This window comes from Robiginitalea rubriflava, from assembly GCF_052540725.1.
The window spans coordinates 1,465,649-1,486,238 of the sequence record NZ_CP199309.1; the positions used below are offsets into that span (position 1 = coordinate 1,465,649).

22 protein-coding genes are annotated in these 20,590 nt (G+C 47.5%); 13 read left to right on the forward strand and 9 right to left on the reverse strand.

The genetic code is table 11. The features are described from left to right. The gene (locus tag ACT6NU_RS06705; RefSeq protein WP_445383693.1) at positions 1–588 is read right to left on the reverse strand and encodes a riboflavin synthase; all 588 of its coding nucleotides are present in this window, start codon (positions 586–588) and stop codon (positions 1–3) included. 58 nt (positions 589–646) lie between these two features. On the opposite strand from ACT6NU_RS06705, the gene pdxA reads away from it, so the two are divergent. From pdxA to ACT6NU_RS06750, 9 genes are all read left to right on the forward strand, one after another. Continuing rightward, the gene (gene pdxA / locus ACT6NU_RS06710) at positions 647–1,720 is read left to right on the forward strand and encodes a 4-hydroxythreonine-4-phosphate dehydrogenase PdxA (RefSeq protein WP_445383694.1); all 1,074 of its coding nucleotides are present in this window, start codon (positions 647–649) and stop codon (positions 1,718–1,720) included. A 60-nt stretch (positions 1,721–1,780) separates the two neighbouring features. Further along, complete coding sequence (locus ACT6NU_RS06715) at positions 1,781–2,326, forward strand: YceD family protein (protein WP_445383695.1); 546 nt, start codon at positions 1,781–1,783, stop codon at positions 2,324–2,326. A gap of 6 nt (positions 2,327–2,332) precedes the next feature. Further along, positions 2,333–2,530 carry a 50S ribosomal protein L32 gene (gene rpmF, locus ACT6NU_RS06720; protein ID WP_445383696.1) on the forward strand — a complete coding sequence of 66 codons (198 nt, stop codon included), beginning with the start codon at positions 2,333–2,335 and terminating at the stop codon, positions 2,528–2,530. A gap of 168 nt (positions 2,531–2,698) precedes the next feature. Further along, the gene (locus ACT6NU_RS06725) at positions 2,699–3,694 is read left to right on the forward strand and encodes a beta-ketoacyl-ACP synthase III (RefSeq protein WP_445383697.1); all 996 of its coding nucleotides are present in this window, start codon (positions 2,699–2,701) and stop codon (positions 3,692–3,694) included. 29 nt (positions 3,695–3,723) lie between these two features. Beyond that, the gene (accB, locus tag ACT6NU_RS06730) at positions 3,724–4,215 is read left to right on the forward strand and encodes an acetyl-CoA carboxylase biotin carboxyl carrier protein (protein WP_445383698.1); all 492 of its coding nucleotides are present in this window, start codon (positions 3,724–3,726) and stop codon (positions 4,213–4,215) included. Between the two features lie 68 nt (positions 4,216–4,283). Next, the gene (accC, locus tag ACT6NU_RS06735; protein WP_445383699.1) at positions 4,284–5,636 is read left to right on the forward strand and encodes an acetyl-CoA carboxylase biotin carboxylase subunit; all 1,353 of its coding nucleotides are present in this window, start codon (positions 4,284–4,286) and stop codon (positions 5,634–5,636) included. Between the two features lie 39 nt (positions 5,637–5,675). After that, a complete protein-coding gene (locus ACT6NU_RS06740) occupies positions 5,676–6,797 on the forward strand; it encodes an NAD(P)/FAD-dependent oxidoreductase (protein ID WP_445383700.1) in 1,122 nt (373 codons plus the stop codon). Next, a complete protein-coding gene (locus tag ACT6NU_RS06745; protein WP_445383701.1) occupies positions 6,797–7,252 on the forward strand; it encodes a GreA/GreB family elongation factor in 456 nt (151 codons plus the stop codon). The genes ACT6NU_RS06740 and ACT6NU_RS06745 overlap by 1 nt, the downstream gene beginning before the upstream one ends. Before the next feature lie 85 nt (positions 7,253–7,337). After that, positions 7,338–8,669 (forward strand): GntP family permease, encoded by a 1,332-nt coding sequence (locus ACT6NU_RS06750; RefSeq protein WP_445383702.1) that lies wholly within the window; start codon positions 7,338–7,340, stop codon positions 8,667–8,669. 14 nt (positions 8,670–8,683) lie between these two features. On the opposite strand, the gene ACT6NU_RS06755 is transcribed toward ACT6NU_RS06750, so the two are convergent. The 6 genes from ACT6NU_RS06755 to ACT6NU_RS06780 form a co-directional block, all read right to left on the reverse strand. After that, on the reverse strand, positions 8,684–9,661 hold the full coding sequence (locus tag ACT6NU_RS06755) for an ABC transporter ATP-binding protein (RefSeq protein ID WP_445383703.1): 978 nt from the start codon (positions 9,659–9,661) through the stop codon (positions 8,684–8,686). Positions 9,662–9,715: 54 nt separating this feature from the next. Further along, positions 9,716–11,872 carry a prolyl oligopeptidase family serine peptidase gene (locus ACT6NU_RS06760; RefSeq protein ID WP_445383704.1) on the reverse strand — a complete coding sequence of 719 codons (2,157 nt, stop codon included), beginning with the start codon at positions 11,870–11,872 and terminating at the stop codon, positions 9,716–9,718. Positions 11,873–11,965: 93 nt separating this feature from the next. Continuing rightward, the gene (locus ACT6NU_RS06765) at positions 11,966–12,955 is read right to left on the reverse strand and encodes an aspartate-semialdehyde dehydrogenase (protein WP_445383705.1); all 990 of its coding nucleotides are present in this window, start codon (positions 12,953–12,955) and stop codon (positions 11,966–11,968) included. 192 nt (positions 12,956–13,147) lie between these two features. Next, positions 13,148–13,558: a large conductance mechanosensitive channel protein MscL gene (gene mscL, locus ACT6NU_RS06770; protein ID WP_445383706.1), complete on the reverse strand. Its 411-nt coding sequence runs from the start codon at positions 13,556–13,558 to the stop codon at positions 13,148–13,150. 55 nt (positions 13,559–13,613) lie between these two features. Beyond that, on the reverse strand, positions 13,614–14,732 hold the full coding sequence (gene alr / locus ACT6NU_RS06775; RefSeq protein WP_445383707.1) for an alanine racemase: 1,119 nt from the start codon (positions 14,730–14,732) through the stop codon (positions 13,614–13,616). Further along, positions 14,716–15,369 (reverse strand): thymidine kinase, encoded by a 654-nt coding sequence (locus tag ACT6NU_RS06780; RefSeq protein WP_445383708.1) that lies wholly within the window; start codon positions 15,367–15,369, stop codon positions 14,716–14,718. Before ACT6NU_RS06780 ends, alr begins: the two co-directional genes overlap by 17 nt. 109 nt (positions 15,370–15,478) lie before the next feature. Here ACT6NU_RS06780 and ACT6NU_RS06785 point away from each other — a divergent pair, with 109 nt between their 5' ends. Both ACT6NU_RS06785 and rsmI read left to right on the forward strand, forming a co-directional pair. Beyond that, the gene (locus ACT6NU_RS06785) at positions 15,479–16,165 is read left to right on the forward strand and encodes a hypothetical protein (RefSeq protein ID WP_445383709.1); all 687 of its coding nucleotides are present in this window, start codon (positions 15,479–15,481) and stop codon (positions 16,163–16,165) included. A 64-nt stretch (positions 16,166–16,229) separates the two neighbouring features. Continuing rightward, complete coding sequence (gene rsmI, locus ACT6NU_RS06790; RefSeq protein WP_445383710.1) at positions 16,230–16,913, forward strand: 16S rRNA (cytidine(1402)-2'-O)-methyltransferase; 684 nt, start codon at positions 16,230–16,232, stop codon at positions 16,911–16,913. A gap of 20 nt (positions 16,914–16,933) precedes the next feature. Here the strand turns inward: rsmI and ACT6NU_RS06795 are convergent, their stop codons facing one another. After that, positions 16,934–17,524 carry a carboxymuconolactone decarboxylase family protein gene (locus ACT6NU_RS06795; protein WP_445383711.1) on the reverse strand — a complete coding sequence of 197 codons (591 nt, stop codon included), beginning with the start codon at positions 17,522–17,524 and terminating at the stop codon, positions 16,934–16,936. 48 nt (positions 17,525–17,572) lie between these two features. Here ACT6NU_RS06795 and ACT6NU_RS06800 point away from each other — a divergent pair, with 48 nt between their 5' ends. Both ACT6NU_RS06800 and recJ read left to right on the forward strand, forming a co-directional pair. Beyond that, positions 17,573–18,001, forward strand: coding sequence for an OsmC family protein (locus tag ACT6NU_RS06800; RefSeq protein WP_445383712.1), 429 nt, complete (start codon positions 17,573–17,575; stop codon positions 17,999–18,001). Between the two features lie 82 nt (positions 18,002–18,083). Continuing rightward, positions 18,084–19,778 carry a single-stranded-DNA-specific exonuclease RecJ gene (recJ, locus tag ACT6NU_RS06805; protein ID WP_445383713.1) on the forward strand — a complete coding sequence of 565 codons (1,695 nt, stop codon included), beginning with the start codon at positions 18,084–18,086 and terminating at the stop codon, positions 19,776–19,778. Here the strand turns inward: recJ and ACT6NU_RS06810 are convergent. Then, entirely contained in the window at positions 19,773–20,537 is a 765-nt protein-coding gene (locus tag ACT6NU_RS06810) for a UDP-2,3-diacylglucosamine diphosphatase (RefSeq protein WP_445383837.1), read from the reverse strand. The genes recJ and ACT6NU_RS06810 overlap by 6 nt on opposite strands. Between the last annotated feature and the right edge of the window lie 53 nt (positions 20,538–20,590).

A 20,590-nucleotide genomic window follows, 5' to 3' on the forward strand; every position in this document is an offset into this window, starting at 1 on the left:
CTAGTTTTTTTCAAGTAGCCGGGCCACGTATTTCCCGATGAGGTCAAATTCCAGGTTTACAATACTGCCCACCTCATACTCCTTAAAACGAGTATGTTCATAGGTATAGGGGATTATTGCCACACTGAATTTGCCTGGGGAGGAATGTACCACGGTCAGGCTTACCCCGTCTACGGTAATGGAGCCTTTTTCAATAGTAACCTGCCCTTTTTCCTGCGGGTATTCAAAAAAATATTCCCAGCTTCCATCCCGGGTTTCGATCCGGGCACAATGTGCGGTCTGGTCTACATGCCCCTGCACCAAATGCCCGTCCAGGCGTGCTCCCAGCACCATGGCCCTTTCCAGATTAACCAGGCTGCCGGGTTTAAGGGATCCCAGGTTGCTCCGGTTCAGGGTTTCTTCTATGGCGGTAACGGTATAGGTATCGCCGCTAATTTCAACTACTGTCAGGCAAACCCCGTTATGGGCAAGGCTCTGGTCTATTTTGAGCTCCGGAGCCAGGGAGGAGGTAAGGCTGATGTGCAGGTTACTGCCTTCTTTTCTTAGTTGACTCACCTTCCCGAGGGTTTCGATTATTCCGGTAAACATAGTATAGCTAAATTGAGTAAGTTTGCGATGCTTTCTAATTTGCAAAGTTACATCTTTCATGCAGGACCGCGAGGATAAAATTAAAGTTGGAATATCCATTGGAGATCTCAATGGCATCGGGGGCGAGGTTATTTTAAAAAGTTTCGAGGATACCCGAATGCTTGATTTTTGCACCCCGGTGATATTTGCCTCCACCAAAACCATTTCTTTCCAGAAATCCCATTTGGGCATGGAGATGAATTTTCATGGAATACAGGATGCTTCGGATGCCATCGACGGGAAAATTAATGTTGTAAACGTGTGGAAAGACAGCCCGGATATTCACTTCGGAAAGGCAACCGAAACTGGCGGAAGTTATGCCATACAGTCTTTGAAGGCAGCGGTAAAGGCCCTTCAAGAGGAAAAGGTGGATATTTTGGTCACTGCACCTATCAACAAAAAGACCGTTCAAAGCGAAAATTTCAGTTTCCCGGGACATACGGATTACCTCGCAAAGGAACTGGGAGGGAAAAGCCTGATGTTTATGGTTACGGATACTTTAAAGATCGGGCTCTTAACAGACCATGTTCCCGTAAAGGATGCACCGTCACTCATTAGCCCTGAACTGATAAATGATAAGGTAAAGGCCATGAATGATTCTCTTAAGCGGGATTTCGGGATTCGGAAACCCCGGATCGCCGTTCTGGGAATCAATCCGCATAGCGGGGATGAGGGGGTCATCGGAAAGGAAGATGAGGAGGTCCTGAAACCCAGCCTTAAAAAACTAAACGATTCCGGCTATCTGGTATTCGGACCCTATGCAGCGGATACTTTTTTTGCCTCGGATAATTACCTCAGCTTTGACGGGATCCTTGCCTGTTATCACGACCAGGGATTGATACCCTTCAAAACGCTTTCTTTTGGAAAGGGGGTTAATTTTACCGCCGGCCTGTCCCGCATCAGGACCTCCCCCGATCATGGAACAGCTTTTGAGATAGCCGGGCAAGGCAAAGCAGATCCTTCGTCCTTTAAAGAAGCAATGTTTACCGGGATACAGATTTACCGCCATAGATCAGAATTTGATGAGCTGCATAAAAACCCCCTGAAAAAGCAAAAATTAAGGCGGTCTGGAAAGGGGGCGAAGGAGTCATAAATAAGTTGCAGAATAATTGACTTTTTACAAAAAAAGGGTATCTTTGCACGCCCTAATTGAATGGAAACGAAGATGAGGCATAAGGAATTTACGATTCCTTTTTCGGGTTTGAAACTAGGGAAGCATCATTTTGAATTTCAAATTGATAACGCGTTCTTTGAGTCTTTTGATTACGATGAGTTTAATGCAGCAAGTATTAAACTCGAAGTAATTCTCGAGAAAATGAGCACCATGATGGAATTGGAAATCCGGTCTTCCGGCTGGGTTAACCTGGCGTGTGACATCACCAACGAGCCGTATGACCAGCCCATTTCATCTACCCTGGAATTGGTAATTAAGTTCGGGGAAGAGTACAATGACGAAGATGACGAAATATTGGTATTACCCCACGGGGAACACCAGTTCAACATCTCGCAGTACGTTTATGAAATGCTTGTTTTGGCAGTACCTAGCAAACGGGTCCATCCCGGGGTTGCTGACGGAAGCCTTAAGTCTGAGGCTTTAAAAAAACTCGAGGAATTACAACCCAAAGAGACCAAAGGAGATAAAGAGAATACAGATCCCAGATGGGACGCATTAAAAAATTTATTAACGGATAAAAAATAGATTAACATGGCACATCCTAAAAGAAAAACTTCGAAGACCAGAAGGGATAAGAGAAGGACGCATTACAAAGCAACTGCTCCTACGCTTGCCACTGACCCGACTACCGGTGAAGTACACCTGTACCACCGTGCGCACTGGCATGAAGGTAAGTTGTATTATCGCGGCCAGGTTTTGGTAGACAAGACTGAGGAGGCCAGCGCCTAATCAAGAAAATATTATGTATTGAACTCCCGCTTAGAGAAGTGGGAGTTTTTTTATAGCCATACTACATTCAAAAAGGCTGATTTTTGGGATAGAATTCCCAAAAAATACTTATTTTTCACGAATTTTGAAGGATTTTCACAGGCTTCCTTTACAAAAACGACGATTGTAATGAGTACTATTTCGGCAGCGATTACCGCTGTAGGAGCATATGTTCCCGAATACAAACTTACCAATGCCATTCTTGAAACCATGGTAGATACCAATGACGAGTGGATCACCACCCGTACCGGGATCAAGGAGCGGAGGATTTTAAAGGATAAAGACAAAGGAACCTCCTATCTGGCAATCAAAGCCGCCGAAGACCTCATAAAGAAGCGCAAGCTGGATCCGGCCGAGATAGACCTGGTAATTTTGGGGACAGCTACCCCGGATATGCCCGTGGCAGCCACAGCCGTTTATGTTGCTGCTAAAATAGGAGCGGTAAACGCCTTTGCTTATGACCTGCAGGCGGCCTGTTCCAATTTCCTCTACGGGATGTCTACCGCTGCCCGATACATTGAATCCGGTCGTTACAAAAAGGTACTGCTCATTGGGGCAGATAAAATGTCATCCATAATTGATTATACAGACCGAACCACCTGTATTATCTTTGGAGATGGTGCGGGCGCCGTTTTATTTGAACCCAATACGGAGGGTCTGGGCCTGCAGGATGAATTTTTACGGTCCGATGGGAACGGAAGGGAGTTTTTAAGGATTGAAGCGGGGGGCTCGTTGATGCCTCCTTCAGAGGAAACCGTTAAAAACAAACGACACTTTGTCTTTCAGGACGGAAAATCCGTATTCAAGTTTGCCGTATCCAATATGGCTGATGTTTCTGCTAAAATAATGGAGCGCAATAATTTGTCGCATGAAGATGTGCACTGGCTGGTTCCGCACCAGGCGAATAAACGTATTATAGATGCTACGGCAAATCGGATGGGCCTGGAACATTCCAAGGTGATGATGAATATCGTTAAATACGGGAATACCACTTCCGCAACGCTGCCCCTCTTATTGCACGATTATGAAAAGCAGCTTAAAAAAGGCGACAATCTGGTATTCGCCGCTTTCGGAGGCGGATTTACCTGGGGAGCCATTTACCTGAAATGGGCATATAATTCGTAAATTACTAACAACAAACTAAACCTTAACTCATGGATATCAAAGAAATTCAAAGCCTGATCAAGTTTGTGGCCAAGTCAGGAGCCAGTGAAGTAAAACTGGAAACGGATGATATTAAGATAACCATTCGCACTGGGAGCAGTAGTGGCAGCGGAGAAACTACTTACGTACAGCAAATCCCGATGCCTTCCCAGGCGATGCCGCAAATGGGGGCCGCACAACCTGCTGCACCCGCCGCTCCGGCGCCGGCTGAACCTAAAAAGGAATCGGAAGAAGACTCCAAGTACATAACTATAAAGTCTCCCATCATCGGAACTTTTTATCGCAAACCCTCTCCGGACAAGCCTTCTTTTGTTGAGGTTGGGGATACCATCTCTAAAGGAGATGTGCTCTGTGTAATTGAGGCGATGAAACTCTTTAACGATATTGAGTCTGAAGTTTCCGGGAAAATCGTAAAAGTACTGGTAGACGATTCGTCTCCTGTTGAATTTGATCAGCCACTCTTCCTGATAGATCCTTCTTAGGCATTGCTTAAGCAATTCTGGGAACTCTGGACTGAGTATAATAAAGAACTACCAAGAGAAGAAGCACTATGTTTAAAAAGATATTGATTGCCAACCGGGGAGAAATAGCCCTCAGGATTATCAGAACCTGCAAGGAAATGGGCATTAAAACGGTTGCGGTATACTCTAAGGCCGACGAGGAAAGCCTGCATGTTCGCTTTGCAGATGAGGCAGTTTGTATCGGGCCTGCCCCTAGCAGTGAATCCTACCTGAAAATACCCAACATCATAGCAGCCGCCGAAATCACCAATGCTGACGCCATTCACCCGGGTTACGGATTCCTTTCTGAAAACTCAAAGTTCTCCAAAATCTGTGCAGAACACGAGATAAAATTTATTGGAGCTACAGGGGATCAGATCGATAAAATGGGGGATAAGGCTACTGCAAAGGCTACCATGAGGGAGGCCGGAGTGCCAACCATTCCCGGTTCTGAAGGCCTGCTAAAAGATGCTGCCGATGCCAAGAAAATTGCCAAAAAAATGGGCTATCCGGTTATGATAAAGGCCACAGCCGGAGGTGGAGGAAAAGGGATGCGGGCCATCTGGAAAGAAGAAGACCTGGAGAAGCAGTTTGAAAGTGCTGTTAAGGAAGCAACCGCTGCCTTCGGAAACGGAGGGATGTATATGGAAAAACTCATTGAGGAGCCCCGCCATATTGAAATACAGGTAATCGGAGACCAGTACGGGAAGGCCTGCCACTTGTCTGAGCGAGATTGTTCCATACAGCGGCGCCATCAAAAACTTACTGAAGAAACCCCGTCCCCTTTTATGACCGATAAATTGCGGGATGCTATGGGGAAAGCTGCCGTAAAGGCTGCAGAATACATCAAATACGAAGGAGCGGGGACCGTTGAATTCTTAGTGGACAAGCACCGCAACTTCTATTTTATGGAGATGAATACTCGGATTCAGGTAGAACACCCCATTACGGAACAGGTGATCGATTACGATCTGATTCGCGAGCAAATCCTTGTGGCCGGTGGGGTCCCTATTTCCGGGAAAAACTATACACCAAACCTGCACTCCATCGAATGCCGGATAAACGCGGAGGACCCCTATAATGACTTCAGGCCGTCTCCCGGTAAAATAACTACCTTACACACTCCCGGAGGGCATGGCATCCGCCTGGACACCCATGTCTACAGCGGTTATACGATTCCTCCTAATTACGACTCCATGATTGCCAAATTGATAACCACGGCCCAGACCAGGGAAGAGGCGATCAATAAGATGAAAAGGGCCCTGGATGAGTTCGTGATCGAAGGAATTAAAACCACCATTCCCTTCCATCGCCAGTTGATGGACCACCCGGATTACCTGGCGGGGAATTATACCACCAAGTTTATGGAGGGCTTTAAAATGGCGCCTCCGCCTGAAGACTAGTCTCAGGTCAGAAAAAGAACAGCATAAGCCAAAAGCCGGATGAAAATCAGTTACTGGGAATACCAAACCTGGCTTTCAGAGCTGGATTACTGTATTATCGGCAGTGGTATTACGGGCATATCCTGTGCCCTGGAACTACGCGAAAAGGAACCCCAGGCGAAGATACTGATCCTCGAGAAGGGAAGCTTACCCCAGGGAGCCAGCACCAAGAATGCCGGTTTTGCCTGTTTTGGCAGCCTTACCGAAATCCTGGACGACCTGAAAACTCATTCTGAAGAAGAAGTCCTGGATTTGGTTGGCCGACGCTGGAATGGAATCCGTATGCTCAGAGACCGCCTTGGGAACAAAGCAATAGGATATGAAGGGCTTGGCGGCTACGAATTGTTTCAGGAATCAGAGAGCGGGGAAACTTCGCGATACTTTGATAAGCTCGACTACATAAATAACCTTCTCAAGCCGGTTTTTGGAGCTGCTCCCTTTAAAATTGTTCCGAATACTTTTGGATTCAGAGGGGTATTACCTGATTTGGTCCATAATCCTTTTGAAGGCCAGATTGATACGGGGAATATGATGCATGCCCTTTTAACCAAGGCAAGGGAACAAGGTGTTCAGATATTAAACGGGATCTCCCTGCACGAATTTGAAGACAGCCCTTCAGGAGTCTTGCTGCAAACATCCATAGGGGAGCTCAGTTGTCGAAAATTGTTATTGGCAACAAATGGCTTTGCCGGTCAGCAGATTAAGCTACCTGTATCGCCTGCCAGGGCTCAGGTGTTGGTCACCACCCCTATAGCAAATTTACCTTTCAAAGGGACTTTCCACCTGGAAAAGGGCTATTACTATTTTCGAAATATCGGAAACCGGGTATTGTTTGGAGGAGGTAGAAACCTGGACAAGGCGGGGGAGACCACTACAGAATTTGGACAAACAGAGCAGATACAGTCACAGTTGGAGAAATTGCTCAGAGAGGTTATACTCCCGGATGCAACCTATGAAATCAGCCATCGCTGGAGTGGTATCATGGGAGTTGGCAGTCAGAAAAAACCCATTCTCCGAAAGCTTTCAGATAATGTTAGTTGCGGGGTCCGGCTGGGCGGGATGGGTGTAGCCATAGGGAGTCAGGTAGGAGCAGAATTGGCTCAATTGGGAATGCAGCACTGATGGAGGATGTTAAAACGTTTTTAAGGGAATATTGCAGTAAATGGGTGTATTCAAAAGAATCTCTTTTGCAGGAGAGGATAGCCGAACTAAAACAGTCGCTGGATTCCGAAACAAAAAGCTCTGCAGGAGACAAACATGAAACCGGGCGGGCCATGTTGCATTTAGAATTGGAGAAAACAGCCCGGTCGCTTGGGGACATTCAGCAAATGTACGCGGTACTTAAACGCATTCCGCGATCCATATCCAGACGGGAAGTCGCAGGGCTTGGCAGCCTGGTTATTTCAGATTCCGGACGATATTATCTGGCTGTTTCGGCCGGAGCAGTACGCTTTGAAAATACGGATTACTGGTGTATTTCCACAGCCAGTCCGGTAGGTAAAGCCCTGATTGGAAAGGCTGCCGGGGAGGAGGCTAGCTTCCAGAATAAGCGAGTAAAAATTCTTGAAATCTTCTGAAAAAGGGGGACCCACCCAGCAAACCGGTATTTTTTTTGCTGGATTTTTTGGCGGATATTAAGGGTGTTTAAAACCTGTTCCCGTCATGGAAATCTTCTTGTTAGTCCTTGCCGTTATCGTGATCATTTACCTGACCACACGCCTTAGCCTGCATCCCTTTCTGGCTTTATTCCTGGTTTCCATTGCCTATGCGCTGGCTGTTGGGATGCCCCTGGAGGCAATTGTCCTGGCCATAAATGACGGCTTTGGGGGAACGCTGGGGAAGATAGGCCTGATCATCGTTTTGGGGATTATTATTGGGGCGTTTTTGGAGCATAGCGGAGGAGCGCGAACCCTGGCAGAGAGAGTGCTCAAATGGATTGGCAGCAAACGGGTTCCTTTGGCTATGGGAATTCTGGGGTATATAGTATCCATTCCCGTCTTTGCGGATTCAGGCTTTATGTTACTGGACCCCCTGGGAAAAAGCCTGAGCCGAAAAGCAGGAATTTCCCTGGCCGGAGCCGCCGTTGCCCTGGGCCTTGGCCTGGGGGTGTCACACACCCTTGTGCCGCCTACCCCGGGGCCTATAGCTGCAGCCGGAATCCTGAATGCAGATCTGGGGATGGTGATTCTTTTTGCCTTGCCGGTCAGCTTGTTGGCACTCTTCAGCTCCGTCGTATTTGCCAGCCGTTATGCCGCCCGTACCTACCTGGACCCGGGCACCTTGCCCGAAACTGCAGTCAACGCGGAAGTAACTGGAAAGGCTCCCAGTTTTGCCAAGGCAACCTTGCCTATAGTAGTCCCTATTTTACTGATCGTTTTAAAATCGGCATTCATCCGCCCGGGCCATTCAGAATTATCGGGGATTATGTCGCTGATCAATTTTCTTGGGGAACCGGTAATAGCCCTGCTTATAGGTGTTTTCTTTTCGCTGCTGCTGCCTTCAAAACTCAAAAAAGACATGCTTTCCAGCAGCGGATGGGTCGGGAAAGCCATACGGGATTCTGCTTCTATTCTACTAATAACCGGGGCCGGAGGAATTTTTGGGACCGTATTGCAGCGTTCCGGAATTGCAGAAACCCTGGGGACTGCACTCTTGGAATTCAATCTGGGAATATTTCTCCCCTTTATACTGGCAGCAGCCCTGAAAACGGCACAGGGATCCTCTACGGTTGCCCTGATAACCGCCGCCTCCATTTTATTGCCAATGATGCCTGCACTGGGCCTGGAAAGTGAGGTGGAGAAGGCCCTGGCAGTGGTCGCCATAGGGGCCGGTTCTTCTGTCATTTCCCATGCCAATGACAGTTTTTTCTGGGTGGTTACCCAAATGAGCGGGATGGATGTTAAAACAGGATACCGGCTCTTTAGCCTGGGTTCACTGGTTTTGGGAAGCACTGCTGCATTGGGGGTCTTTATATGCTCCTTATTATTTGCTTAAAGGGGAATTAAGTTTTAGATAGGCATTCGCTTGTTGATAGTGTTTAAAGAAACATTCAAGAAAACTTTTTTCCCACTTTCAACAGGCTTGTCCGAATTGAAATAAACCCCTCTGTTTCCATCAAAAGTTCCATATACCCGATAATACCCTCCCAGGTAATAGGAATGGGCTGCCACCACTTCCAAACCCGATTTGTCGGAGACTTTAAGCTCGTGTGCATATACTACGATGTTGCGGGTAGTGGAGGCATAGGATTTGAGAATATTGATGGGGATCAGGTTTGCCTCCCCAAGCAGGGAAGCTGTATACAGGTTGCCAGGCTGTTCATAGATTTCCCTGACAGGCCTCAGGTCCAGAACCTGCCGGTCCTTTAAAACCATAATTGAATCTGCATAGGGCAGCACATCGTGGTAATCGTGGGTGGCACAGATACAACTGATCCCCTCTTTTTTCAAATATGCAAATAGACTGCGACGGAGTTGATTCCTCCTGAAATGATCTATATGCCCGAAAGGCTCATCCAGTAAAAGCAATTCTGGCTTTTGCGCAAGAACACGGGCCAGGGCCACGCGCTGTTGCTGGCCCCCGCTGAGGTATTTAACTTTTTTATCCCGGTATTCTGTCAGTTCCATCGTATGCAGCAGCTCATCTATACGCCGGGCTGTATCTTCGGGATAATTAACAGAAAGGTATTTTCCGATGTTTTCTTCAACGCTGATAAAGGGCATCAGGTCAAAATCCTGAGCCAGATATTTCAAAAAAGGGGCTCCGGGAAGCAGTTGGAAGGCAGGGCCTTTTATGGCCTGATCTTTCCAATGGATGCTGCCTCTTTCGAAAGGGAGCATCCCATAGAGAATCTTAAGCAGTGTACTCTTGCCGCATCCGCTTTCCCCCATCACCGCAAGATGTTCCCCTGCCTGAAGTGTAAAACTGATGTCCTCCAGCACCTGCTCCTGCTCGTACCCAAAATATATTTCAGAAACGTTAAGCATACTTACAAAAAAATCCGTTTCCCGGGAAACGGATTTTTGATCCTTTTGGTTATCCTAATTTTTAAATTCCTTTAGTACTGACTGGTTGGGAAGGGATTCAAAACCCATATTGTAAAGGGTGAACCCAAAAATGTCTGCGTATTGTTCAATAGATTTACTGATAGGCGTCCCGGCTCCGTGTCCGGCCTTTGTTTCAATGCGGATGAGCACCGGGTTTTCCCCTGCCTGCTTTTCCTGCAGATTGGCTGCAAATTTAAAACTATGCGCGGGCACTACCCTGTCATCATGGTCTCCGGTGGTAACCAGGGTTGCCGGGTAGGATACCCCATCTTTTACATTGTGTACCGGGGAATAACCCTTGAGGTATTCAAACATTTCCGGGCTGTCTTCGGCAGTGCCGTAATCATAAGACCAACCGGCTCCGGCTGTAAAGGTGTGATATCGCAACATGTCCAGCACTCCTACTGCCGGCAGGGCCACTTGCATTAGGTCCGGGCGCTGCGTCATTACGGCTCCCACCAGCAGGCCGCCGTTGGATCCCCCGCGGATGGCCAGGTATTCTTTGGAGGTATAACCTTCTGAGATTAAATATTCCGCCGCCGCAATAAAGTCATCAAAGACATTTTGTTTTTTCATCTGAGTTCCTGCATCATGCCATTCTTTGCCATATTCCCCACCGCCACGGATATTGGGAACTGCATAGATGCCCCCCTGTTCCATCCAGATGGCGTTGGGAGTGCTGAAGCTGGGGGTCAGACTAATGTTGAAGCCACCGTATCCATACAGGATGGTTGGGTTCTTCCCGTTTCGTTCAACGCCCTTTTTGTAGGTGATGATCATGGGGATTTTAGTCCCGTCTTTGGAATTATAGAATACCTGCTCAGATATGTATTCTGAGGAGTCAAAATCGATGTCCGGCTTCCAGTACAGCTCGTATTCCCCGGTTTCCACATTGTATTTATAGGATGAAGTAGGGGTGTTGTAATTCGTAAAATAGAAATAGAATTCCTTTTCTTCCTTTTTACCGCCAAAGCCGCCTGCACTTCCTACGCCAGGCAGTGGTACTTCGCGGACGAGTTTCCCATCGTAATCAAACTGTTTTACCTGTGAAATGGCATCTACCATATATTCTGCAAAAAAGTATCCTCCACCGGTACTGGGGCTGAGGACGTTTTCGGTTTCGGGAATAAAATCCACCCAGTTTTCCGGCCCCGGATTTGATGCGTCTGCAGTAACAATTTTCTGGTTGGGCGCATTGAGGTTGGTAACGATATAGAGTTTGGACCCAACATTTTCAATTATATAACTCTCTGTATCTTCATTATCCAGGATTGGGGTTATTTTCCCATTAGGATCTTCGAGGTCTTTTATAAATAACTTGTTGCCTGAAGTGGTGTTTGAGGCAGACAGCACCAGAAAACGATCGTCTTCGGTAACCCGGCCACCTATATAACGGTGTTTCTGCTCAGGGCTTCCTCCGAATATCAGCTCGTCTGCCTGCTGGGGGGTTCCGATTTTGTGATAATACACCTTGTGCTGATCCGTTTTTGCGGAAAGTTCACTCCCATCCGGTTTATCATAACTGGAATAATAGAAACCCTCCTGGCCCTTCCATGAAATACCGCTGAATTTTACGTCCACCAGGGTATCCTCTACTATTTCCCTGCTTTCTGCATCCAGAACGATGATTTTGCGCCAGTCACTACCTCCTTCGGAAATAGCATAGGCGGCCAGGGAACCATCTTTTGAAAAACTGAGCCCGGCAAGAGAGGTGGTCCCGTCTTCTGAGAAACTATTGGGGTCCAGGAAAACTTCAGCTTCCTCTGCCTCGCTTTTTTGCCTGTAGACTACAGATTGGTCCTGAAGGCCATTATTCTTGTAGAAATAGGTAAAGCCACCTTCTTTAAAAGGGGTTCCCAGTTTTTCGTAGTTCCACAACTTTTCGAGGCGTTGCTTGAGCTGGTCGCGGAAAGGAATCTGCTCCAGGTAGCCAAAGGTAACCTCGTTCTGGGCACCTACCCAGGCCTCTGTTTCGGCCGACATGTCGTCTTCCAGCCAGCGATAGGGATCCGGAACTTCATTCCCGAAATAGGTATCCACGGTATCTACCTTGGTGGTTTCCGGATAAGCAATTGCCATTTTATTATTTTTTTTGGTATTGCAGCCCAACAGGAACAGGGCGGCACAGAAAATAGTTGCACAGTATTTCATAAGGGTTTTTTAAATGTAGTCCTCTCAAAAATACCATATTTAAAGCGCTCAACCCGTAGATGAAGCCTGGATTTAACAGTATTTTAAGGAGATTCAAACCAGGCTTTGTGCCAGTAAGTATTCTGCGATTTGGACTGCATTGGTTGCGGCGCCTTTTCTAAGGTTGTCCGCCACGATCCAGAGGTTCAGGCTGTTTGCCTGGCTCTCATCCCTGCGTATGCGTCCGACAAACACCTCGTCTTTATCGTGGGCTGTTACGGGCATGGGGTAGCTATTTTCGGAAGGGTTATCCTGTAAAACAAGGCCGGGGGTATTAGCCAGGATATTCCGGACCTTATCCAATTCAAAATCGTTGTGGAATTCGATATTTACAGCTTCGGAATGCCCACCGGCAGTAGGGATACGCACCGCTGTGGCGGTTACTGAAAAGGTTCGGTCATCCAGGATTTTTTGTGGTTCGCGGGCCAGCTTCATCTCTTCTTTAGTATACCCGTTGTCCATGAAAATATCGCAATGGGGGAGGGCATTTCTGTGTATCGGATACGGATAGGCTTTTTCACCTTCAATTCCGGCCATCTCATTTTCCAATTGACGCACCGCTTTAATACCCGTTCCCGATACCGACTGATAAGTGGAAATCACGACCCTTTTAAGTTTGTATTGCGCATGCAACGGAGCCAGGACCATAACCAGCTGTATGGTGGAGCAATTGGGGTTGGCGATGATCTTATCCGAGGCCTGCAGAATACCGGCATTTATTTCGGGCACAATCAGTTTTTTATCCGGGTCCATCCTCCAGGCAGAAGAATTATCAATGACGGTTGTCCCCGCTTTTGCAAATTTGGGCGCCCACTCCAGGGAGGTGTCCCCTCCGGCTGAGAAAAGGGCAATGTCGGGCCTGGCCGCTACGGCTTCCTCCAGGCCGATGACTGTGTGCTCCTTTTCCTTGAAGGGTATCTTTTTCCCTCTGGATTTTTCAGAAGCTACCAGCAGCAACTCCTCAACCGGGAATTTTCGTTCTTCCAGAACCCGAAGCATAATTTCTCCCACCATACCGGTGGCTCCAACAACTGCAAGTTTCATAACTGATTAATTGAGGTGCTAAAGGTAGTCAAGCCCCGGATTCCGGACAAGAAATCATGGGATGACATTTAAAAATTAAAACAATTTGTTCAATATGTAACAAAAATGTTTTTTGTGTTGCTCAAAAAAGAACCGCTGCGAGGTTTTCACAGCGGTTTGATTAAAATGGTGTAGCGGTTTCCGCTGAGCGGATTATTTCTTTTTCAGCAAATCCCTGATTTCAGCCAGTAATTCTTCCTGTGTTGGACCTTTTGGAACCGGAGCCGGTTCTTCCTTGGGTTTTTGGCTCTTTTTGTAGGCTTTTACAATCATGAATAAAACAAAGCCTACAATTATCAGGTTGATCAGGGTGTTTACCCAAGAGCCATAGCGGATGGCGCTTTCCGGGGTTGTTACCGTCCCGTCTGCTGCCACAACGGCTTCGGACAGGATAATTTTCAGGTCAGAAAAATCTACCCCACCTGTAAAATACCCGACAACTGGCATCATAATGTCGTTTACAAAACTGTTGGTAACCAATCCTATAGCTCCTGCCAGCAATACTGCAACCGCCAGGTCTATGAGGTTTTTGGTCATGATAAAATTCTTGAATTCTTTTAGCATGGTTATAGTGTTTAAAGTTTTACAGGATGGAAGATACTAAAATATTTAACAGATTTTAGAGCGTATCGGCATCCAATATCACCCTTGGGACCCTTTGGGATATTCCCGCGAGTAACTCATAGGAAATGGTATGCGCCCCTTTGGCAAATAATTCGGCCGAGTGCATGTTTCCAAATAAGATGACCTCATCCCCTTCCCGGCAATCAATTCCGCTGACATCCACCATCAGCATATCCATACATACATTCCCAATTATGGGTGCTTTTTTACCCTGAATCCAGACAAAGCCCCTGCCCTGTCCGTACTGCCGGCCAATCCCATCGGCGTGCCCGATGGGCAGGGTAGCCGTATTGCGGAAATCGGAGGCCACATATCCCTTATTGTAGCCTACCCATTCCCCCGGCTCAATCTGGTGGATTTGTGAAATCCGGGTTTTCAACCGTGCCACAGGCTTTAATCTGGAATCTGTTTTCAGATCATTCGAATACCCGTATAATCCGATTCCGCTGCGAACCATATCCCATTGGGCCTCGGGATAATTGAGTATTCCCGATGTATTCAGTAAGTGCTTTATAACAGGAGCCGGGAAGAGCCTTTCATACTGCTCGACTATATTACTAAATGCTTCTATCTGCTTTTGGGTAAAGCTTTCCTGAGCCGGATCATCGGAGGCGGCCAGGTGAGATAAGATGGAACGCACCTCCAGGCAGGAGGTATCTTTTAATTGGTCTTTTATCCAGCTGAGGTCCTTTTCCCAAAAACCCAGCCGGTTGAGTCCTGTATTGAACTTTAAGTGTACCGGATATCCTTTCTGCTTATGAGCTTCCAGGGTTTCCATAAATAATTTCAGGATACGGGGGGCATATAAGGCCGGTTCCAGACAATGTTCGATCAGGGCATGAAATCCGGATGGTTGCGGATGCAAGACCATTATAGGTAATCGCACTCCACCTTTTCTCAAAGTGACACCCTCTTCCGTATAGGCTACGGCCAGATAGTCTGCCCCGAGGCTTTCCAGTTTGCGGGCAACAGCAAGGGCCTCACTGCCATAGGCAAATGCTTTTACAACGCCTAAGAGACGCGTATCCGGATGAAGTTTCGAGCGTATATACTGGTAATTGTGAGCAAGGGCCCCAAGGTCAATCTCCAGAATAGTATCACTGGTTTGCAGCATTCCTTGGTTTTTTGGGGGTCACTTCTTCTGCATCGGTAACATCCAGTTTGCGAATTTTTTCTTTGAGCATGGCTTTGTAAAATGCTGCCCGGCTCAAGGGTTCATATTCATCTGTTTCCCCTAACAGGACCAGTCTGTCGTTCTGGGATTTGCGATAACTGTAATTGGCCAGGTTTCCGGTTCTGGTACAAATAGCGTGTACTTTGGTAACATATTCTGCCGTGGCCATAAGGGCTGGCATGGGGCCGAAAGGATTGCCTTTAAAGTCCATATCCAAACCAGCGACCACTACCCTTACCCCCCTGTTTGCCAGGTCATTGCATACCGTAACAATTTCATCATCAAAAAACTGGGCCTCATCTATGCCCACAACATCGCAATCGTCTGCCAGCAGTCGGATATTGGCGGCGGCAGGGACGGGGGTGGAGCGAATCTCATTTTCGTCGTGCGAGACCACCATTTCCTCGTGGTAGCGGGTATCTACAATGGGCTTGAAAATTTCCACCTTCTGCCGGGCGAACTGAGCCCGTTTCAGGCGGCGGATCAATTCTTCCGTTTTCCCCGAAAACATGGACCCGCAGATCACTTCGATCCAGCCGAATTGTTCTTTGTGATTAACTGTATTTTCGAGAAACATTTCGTAATTTTAGACGAAAGTTAGCACTTTGTCCGTTCATTAAACAAACGGATACATAAAAGTATTAAAAAAGGAACACCTTCCCGGAGGAGTACAAGGCTAAATTGCTATGAAGCGAAGATTAAGAGAGGAATTGATTCTGCTGGCTACCGATATTATAACCGGCAGAGAAGAAATGGATATCCCGAAGCTGTATGCCAAATCGCAGCAGCTCTATGAGAAATTGGCGGTATTAAAATTTATTGAAGAAAAATTACAGCATGTGGAGATCGATGTCAGCAAAAGTGAGATGGCTTCTAAATTTGAGTCCATTGCCTCCGCTGTAATCAATGAAAACAGGATGGTTCCTGAATCTAACCCGCATGAGGAGGATATCATTATTCCGGGTATAGATACCATAAAGCATATGGTATCTGAAATGCCGGGAGGCGAAGAACTGGAGGAAGTGTTGGAGAAATTCCTTTCCCAGAATGACTTTATCAAGAATGACAAAGAAATTCTCACTCCAGATATCCCGTCAAATTCAGGGACAACTGAGAAAAAGTCATTGAACGATACACTTTCTGCCAGGGAAATCTCCGTAGGCCTGAATGACCGGCTGGCATTTGTCAAACACCTGTTTAATGATAGTACGGAAGATTTTAACCGTATCCTTTCTCAATTGAATACCATTGAATCTCAAGAGCGTTCAGTGGAATTTATTGAGAAAATGGTTAAGCCGGAATACGGGAACTGGAAAGGGAAAGAGGAATTTGAAGCCCGGTTTATGGCGCTTATAGAGAGACGTTTCGCCTGAAAGCAGGCTTTATAAATATTTTGGCCGAAACCATCTGATGTGGTTCGGCCTTTTTTATTGTTAAATGGAGCAGCAAGGGATTCTTTACATTGTACCAACCCCCATCGGCAACCTTGCCGATATTACCCTTCGGGCTCTGGAAGTCCTGAAGTCTGTAGACCTCATTCTAGCCGAAGATACGCGAACCAGTGGAAAATTATTAAAGCATTACAACATAGAGACCCCTCTGCGGGCCTATCATATGCATAACGAGCACAAGGTGGTGCATCCGATTTGCAGGGATTTGGCTTCCGGTGCTGCCATGGCACTTATATCGGATGCCGGCACCCCTTCCATTTCAGACCCCGGCTTCCTGCTGGTTCGTGAATGCATTCAGCAGGGGGTAGCGGTGAATTGCCTGCCTGGCGCAACCGCACTGATCCCTGCCCTGGTCAATAGTGGTTTCCCGTCGGATCGTTTTATCTTTGAGGGGTTCCTGCCCCCAAAAAAGGGCAGGCAAAGCAGAGTGGAAGCCCTGGCTTCTGAGCAGCGAACAATTATCTTCTATGAATCACCTCATAAACTTTTAAAAACCCTGGACCAGTTCGTCAGTGTTTTTGGCCCGGACAGGGAGGTGGCCATAAGCAGGGAGCTGACCAAACTTTACGAGGAAACCGTCAGGGGCAGCCTGGAGGAAGTGGCAGCACATTTTCGCGACGCCCCGCCAAAGGGGGAACTGGTGATTGTGTTAAAAGGTTCGGGTAAATGAACCTGTGTCTTTGAGCATGCTCAGGCGTGCTTCCCTCTTTCCCAGCCGTGTTTTCCCAGGTATTTTTCACCACTTTCTACGGCCCCGGATTCAATGGTTGTGCCCATAGAATCATTCCAGCGATTCAGGTAGCCAAAAAGGGCAATAACCCCCAGCATTTCAACAATTTCGCCCTCATTCCAGTGCTGGTGCAAGCGCTCTTTGATCTGCCTGTCTACTGCATTGGGTACCTGCGATGCCGCCAGGGAAAAATCCAGAGCAGCCCGTTCGGCTTCAGAAAAAGCGGGATGGGTCCGGTATTCCCAAATATTATCGAGTTGTTCCTGTTCAGCCCCGTAGCGCTCTGCAGCGCGAATGGCATGCGCCTGGCAGTACCGACACCCTGTTGCATTGCTGCTTACCCAGGCTATCATGCGCTTCAGGGCTGAGGTAACCCTGCCCTGGTTGGTCATTACGGCCTTGTTCAGATTGATAAACGCCTTGGATATGGCAGGCCTGTGCTGCATGGTAAGGATCGAATTCGGGCAGAACCCCAGGGTTTCATTAAAGAATTCGGCGAGCTTTCTGGTCTCCGGGTCTGCTGAAGGATCCAGGGGGTTAACTAAGGGCATAAGGGATATTTTTATTGTATTTTTAGGCTCACAAGAAACAAAAAATATATGGCTTCAACCAATCGTGTTACCACTAAGTGGCTGGGAGATATGGCATTTGAAAGCAATAACCCCTCGGGATTGAAATTTAAAATAGATGCCAGCCCGGAAGACGGAGGAAAAGGAGAAGGGCTTCGCCCCAAGGCATTAATGCTGAGTTCGCTGGCAGGTTGTTCCGGCCTCGACGTGGCTTCTCTTATCCGCAAAATGAAATTGGATGTTTCGGGTTTTCACATAGAGACCAATGCCGAGCTTAGCGATGCCCACCCCCAAACCTATACGAAGGTATCTTTGGAATTTCATTTTTTTGGAAAAAACCTCAATAGAGCCAAGCTTGAAAAGGCCGTTAGTTTGTCTGCCGAAAAATACTGCGGGGTAATGGCGATGTTTCGTGAATTTGCACAGATGGGTGTGATCTGCCATTTTCACGAGGAATAAAAAAAGGAAATAAGGATGTGGTTTGCCAAGCTGCTGGAATGGTGCAGCAAATGGATTTAATTTTATTGCGCAGTCAGAGAATATGCGATGGATTTATAAAGATACTCCCCCGGAAGCCGCGATTTCCAAAATGGCTTCTGCCCTGAATGTAGACCGCCTGCTGGCGGCTTTGCTTTTACAACGGGATATTTCCAGCTTTGAAGAGGCCAGACTTTTTTTTCGCCCGGAACTAAGCCATTTGTACGATCCTTTCCTGATGCAGGACATGGACAGGGCCGTTGCCAGGATACAGAAAGCCATTAAAGAAGAAGAACGCATCCTGGTCTACGGCGATTACGATGTGGATGGTACTACTGCAGTTGCCCTGATGGTAGCTTATCTGAGATCTTTCTATTCGCATGTAGCCAGTTATATTCCCGATCGCTATAAGGAGGGTTATGGGGTTTCCTTAGAGGGTATAGACTTTGCTGCAGATAATGGGATTGGTCTGGTCATCGCCCTGGATTGCGGCATAAAAGCGAATAAACAGGTAGCCTATGCCGCTGATAAAGGGATTGATTTTATTATTTGCGATCATCACAGGCCAGGGGCAGCACTCCCTGCAGCCGTGGCCATCCTGGACCCGAAACGAGAGGATTGTTCTTATCCCTATCCGGAATTATGTGGCTGTGGGGTAGGCTTTAAGCTCATACAGGCCCTGCATGTTTCAAGAGGAAATTCAGTGGAATCCCTTTTACCCTACCTGGACCTGGTAGCAACGGCAATAGCGGCCGATATAGTGCCTATTACCGGTGAAAACAGAATTCTGGCCACCTATGGCTTGAGGGTTATAAATGATTCACCCCGTCCCGGGATTCGTGCCCTGATGCAACAGCAGGAGAAAAAGGATTTTAAGACTTCAGACCTTGTTTTTCAATTGGCACCCCGGATCAACGCAGCCGGGCGGATGCATCATGGAGAGCAGGCAGTAGAATTATTGATTGAAACGGATTTTCAGAGGGCCATGGCCCTGGCCGGAGTAATAGACTCCATGAATGCCGAACGGCGGGACATGGACCGTCAGATTACCCTGGAGGCCCTGGAGATGATTCGCAGAAACGGGGAGGAAGAAAGCTGGAGCACGGTAGTCTATAAGGAGGACTGGCACAAAGGGGTAATCGGGATTGTAGCGTCCCGCCTTACCGAGACCTTCTATCGTCCCACACTTGTATTTACCAGAAGCGGCGATAAGCTGGCTGCTTCTGCACGATCGGTCCGGGGATTCGATTTGTATGAGGCCCTGGAGGCCTGTTCAGATTGTATTGAGCAGTTTGGAGGGCATACCTATGCAGCAGGCCTGACTATTGAAAGTTCCCGTTTTGAGGAATTTAAGGCTCGCTTTGAAGAACAGGTGGCCCGTACTATGGACCCGGCCCTGCTGCAGCCCGAAATATCGGTAGACCTGCCTATTGAGCTGAAAGACATCAACGAACGCCTGTTGCGCATCCTCAGTCAATTTGCACCTTTTGGCCCGGGAAATGCTACACCCGTTTTTGGAGCAGCCCCCCTGATGGATACCGGTTATGCGAAAAAAGTGGGCCAGGACGGGGCACATCTTAAACTCGCTGTTAAACAGGGGGATTCAGCTGTTTTTCAAGCTATAGGTTTTGGCCTGGGGGATCGCCTCGAGATCATTAAGGGGGGCAAACCCTTTGAGGCCGTTTTTTCAATTGAAGAAAACCAGTGGCAGGGCAAACGGAATATTCAGCTAAGGATCAGGGATATAAAGGCCTTATAGAGGCTTTTTATAATATTCCAGGGTCATGGACTTTCCGTCAAATACCCCATAACTGAAATAGCGTATCCAGTCACCGAGGTTTATATACCGGGATTGGGGGGTGAGGGAAATATCGAGCGGTAAATGGCGGTGGCCAAAAACAAAAAAGTCGTAGGGCTTTTGCTGCAGTTTGCGACGGGCGTACTGCACCAGCCATTCGTTTTCCTCTCCCTGGAATTCTGCCTTTTCATCCCCAGAAATCAGTTTGTTCTTTACTGAAAAGTATTGCCCCATGCGAATGCCGATATCCGGGTGCAACCACCTGAAAAGCCATTTGGATAACGGATTTGTAAAGACCTTTTTCATCCGCTTAAACCCTTTGTCTCCCGGACCCAGACCGTCACCGTGGCCTATCAGAAAACGCCGGTCGTTAAATTGGAATTCCTGCGGGCTATGAAATACAGGAATCCCCAGCTCTTCTTCAAAATAACCATTCATCCATAAATCGTGATTGCCCGCAAAGAAGAAAACGGGAATGCCCTGGTCTGTAAGATCGGCAAGTTTCCCCAGGGTTCTTGTAAATCCTTTGGGTACCGCATATTTGTATTCAAACCAGAAGTCAAAGAGATCGCCCAGCAGGAAAACGGCTGCTGCATCCTCTTGGATTTGCCCCAGCCAATTGACAAAATGCCGTTCCCGGGGAAGGCTCTCCTTTGAAGTTGGCGCCCCAAGATGGTTGTCACTGGCAAAATAAATCTTTTTGCCTGGAGGGATGTCAATTCTTTTCATGCCGGGTCAAAGATACAAATCGGAAAAACAATCCGACTCTAAAA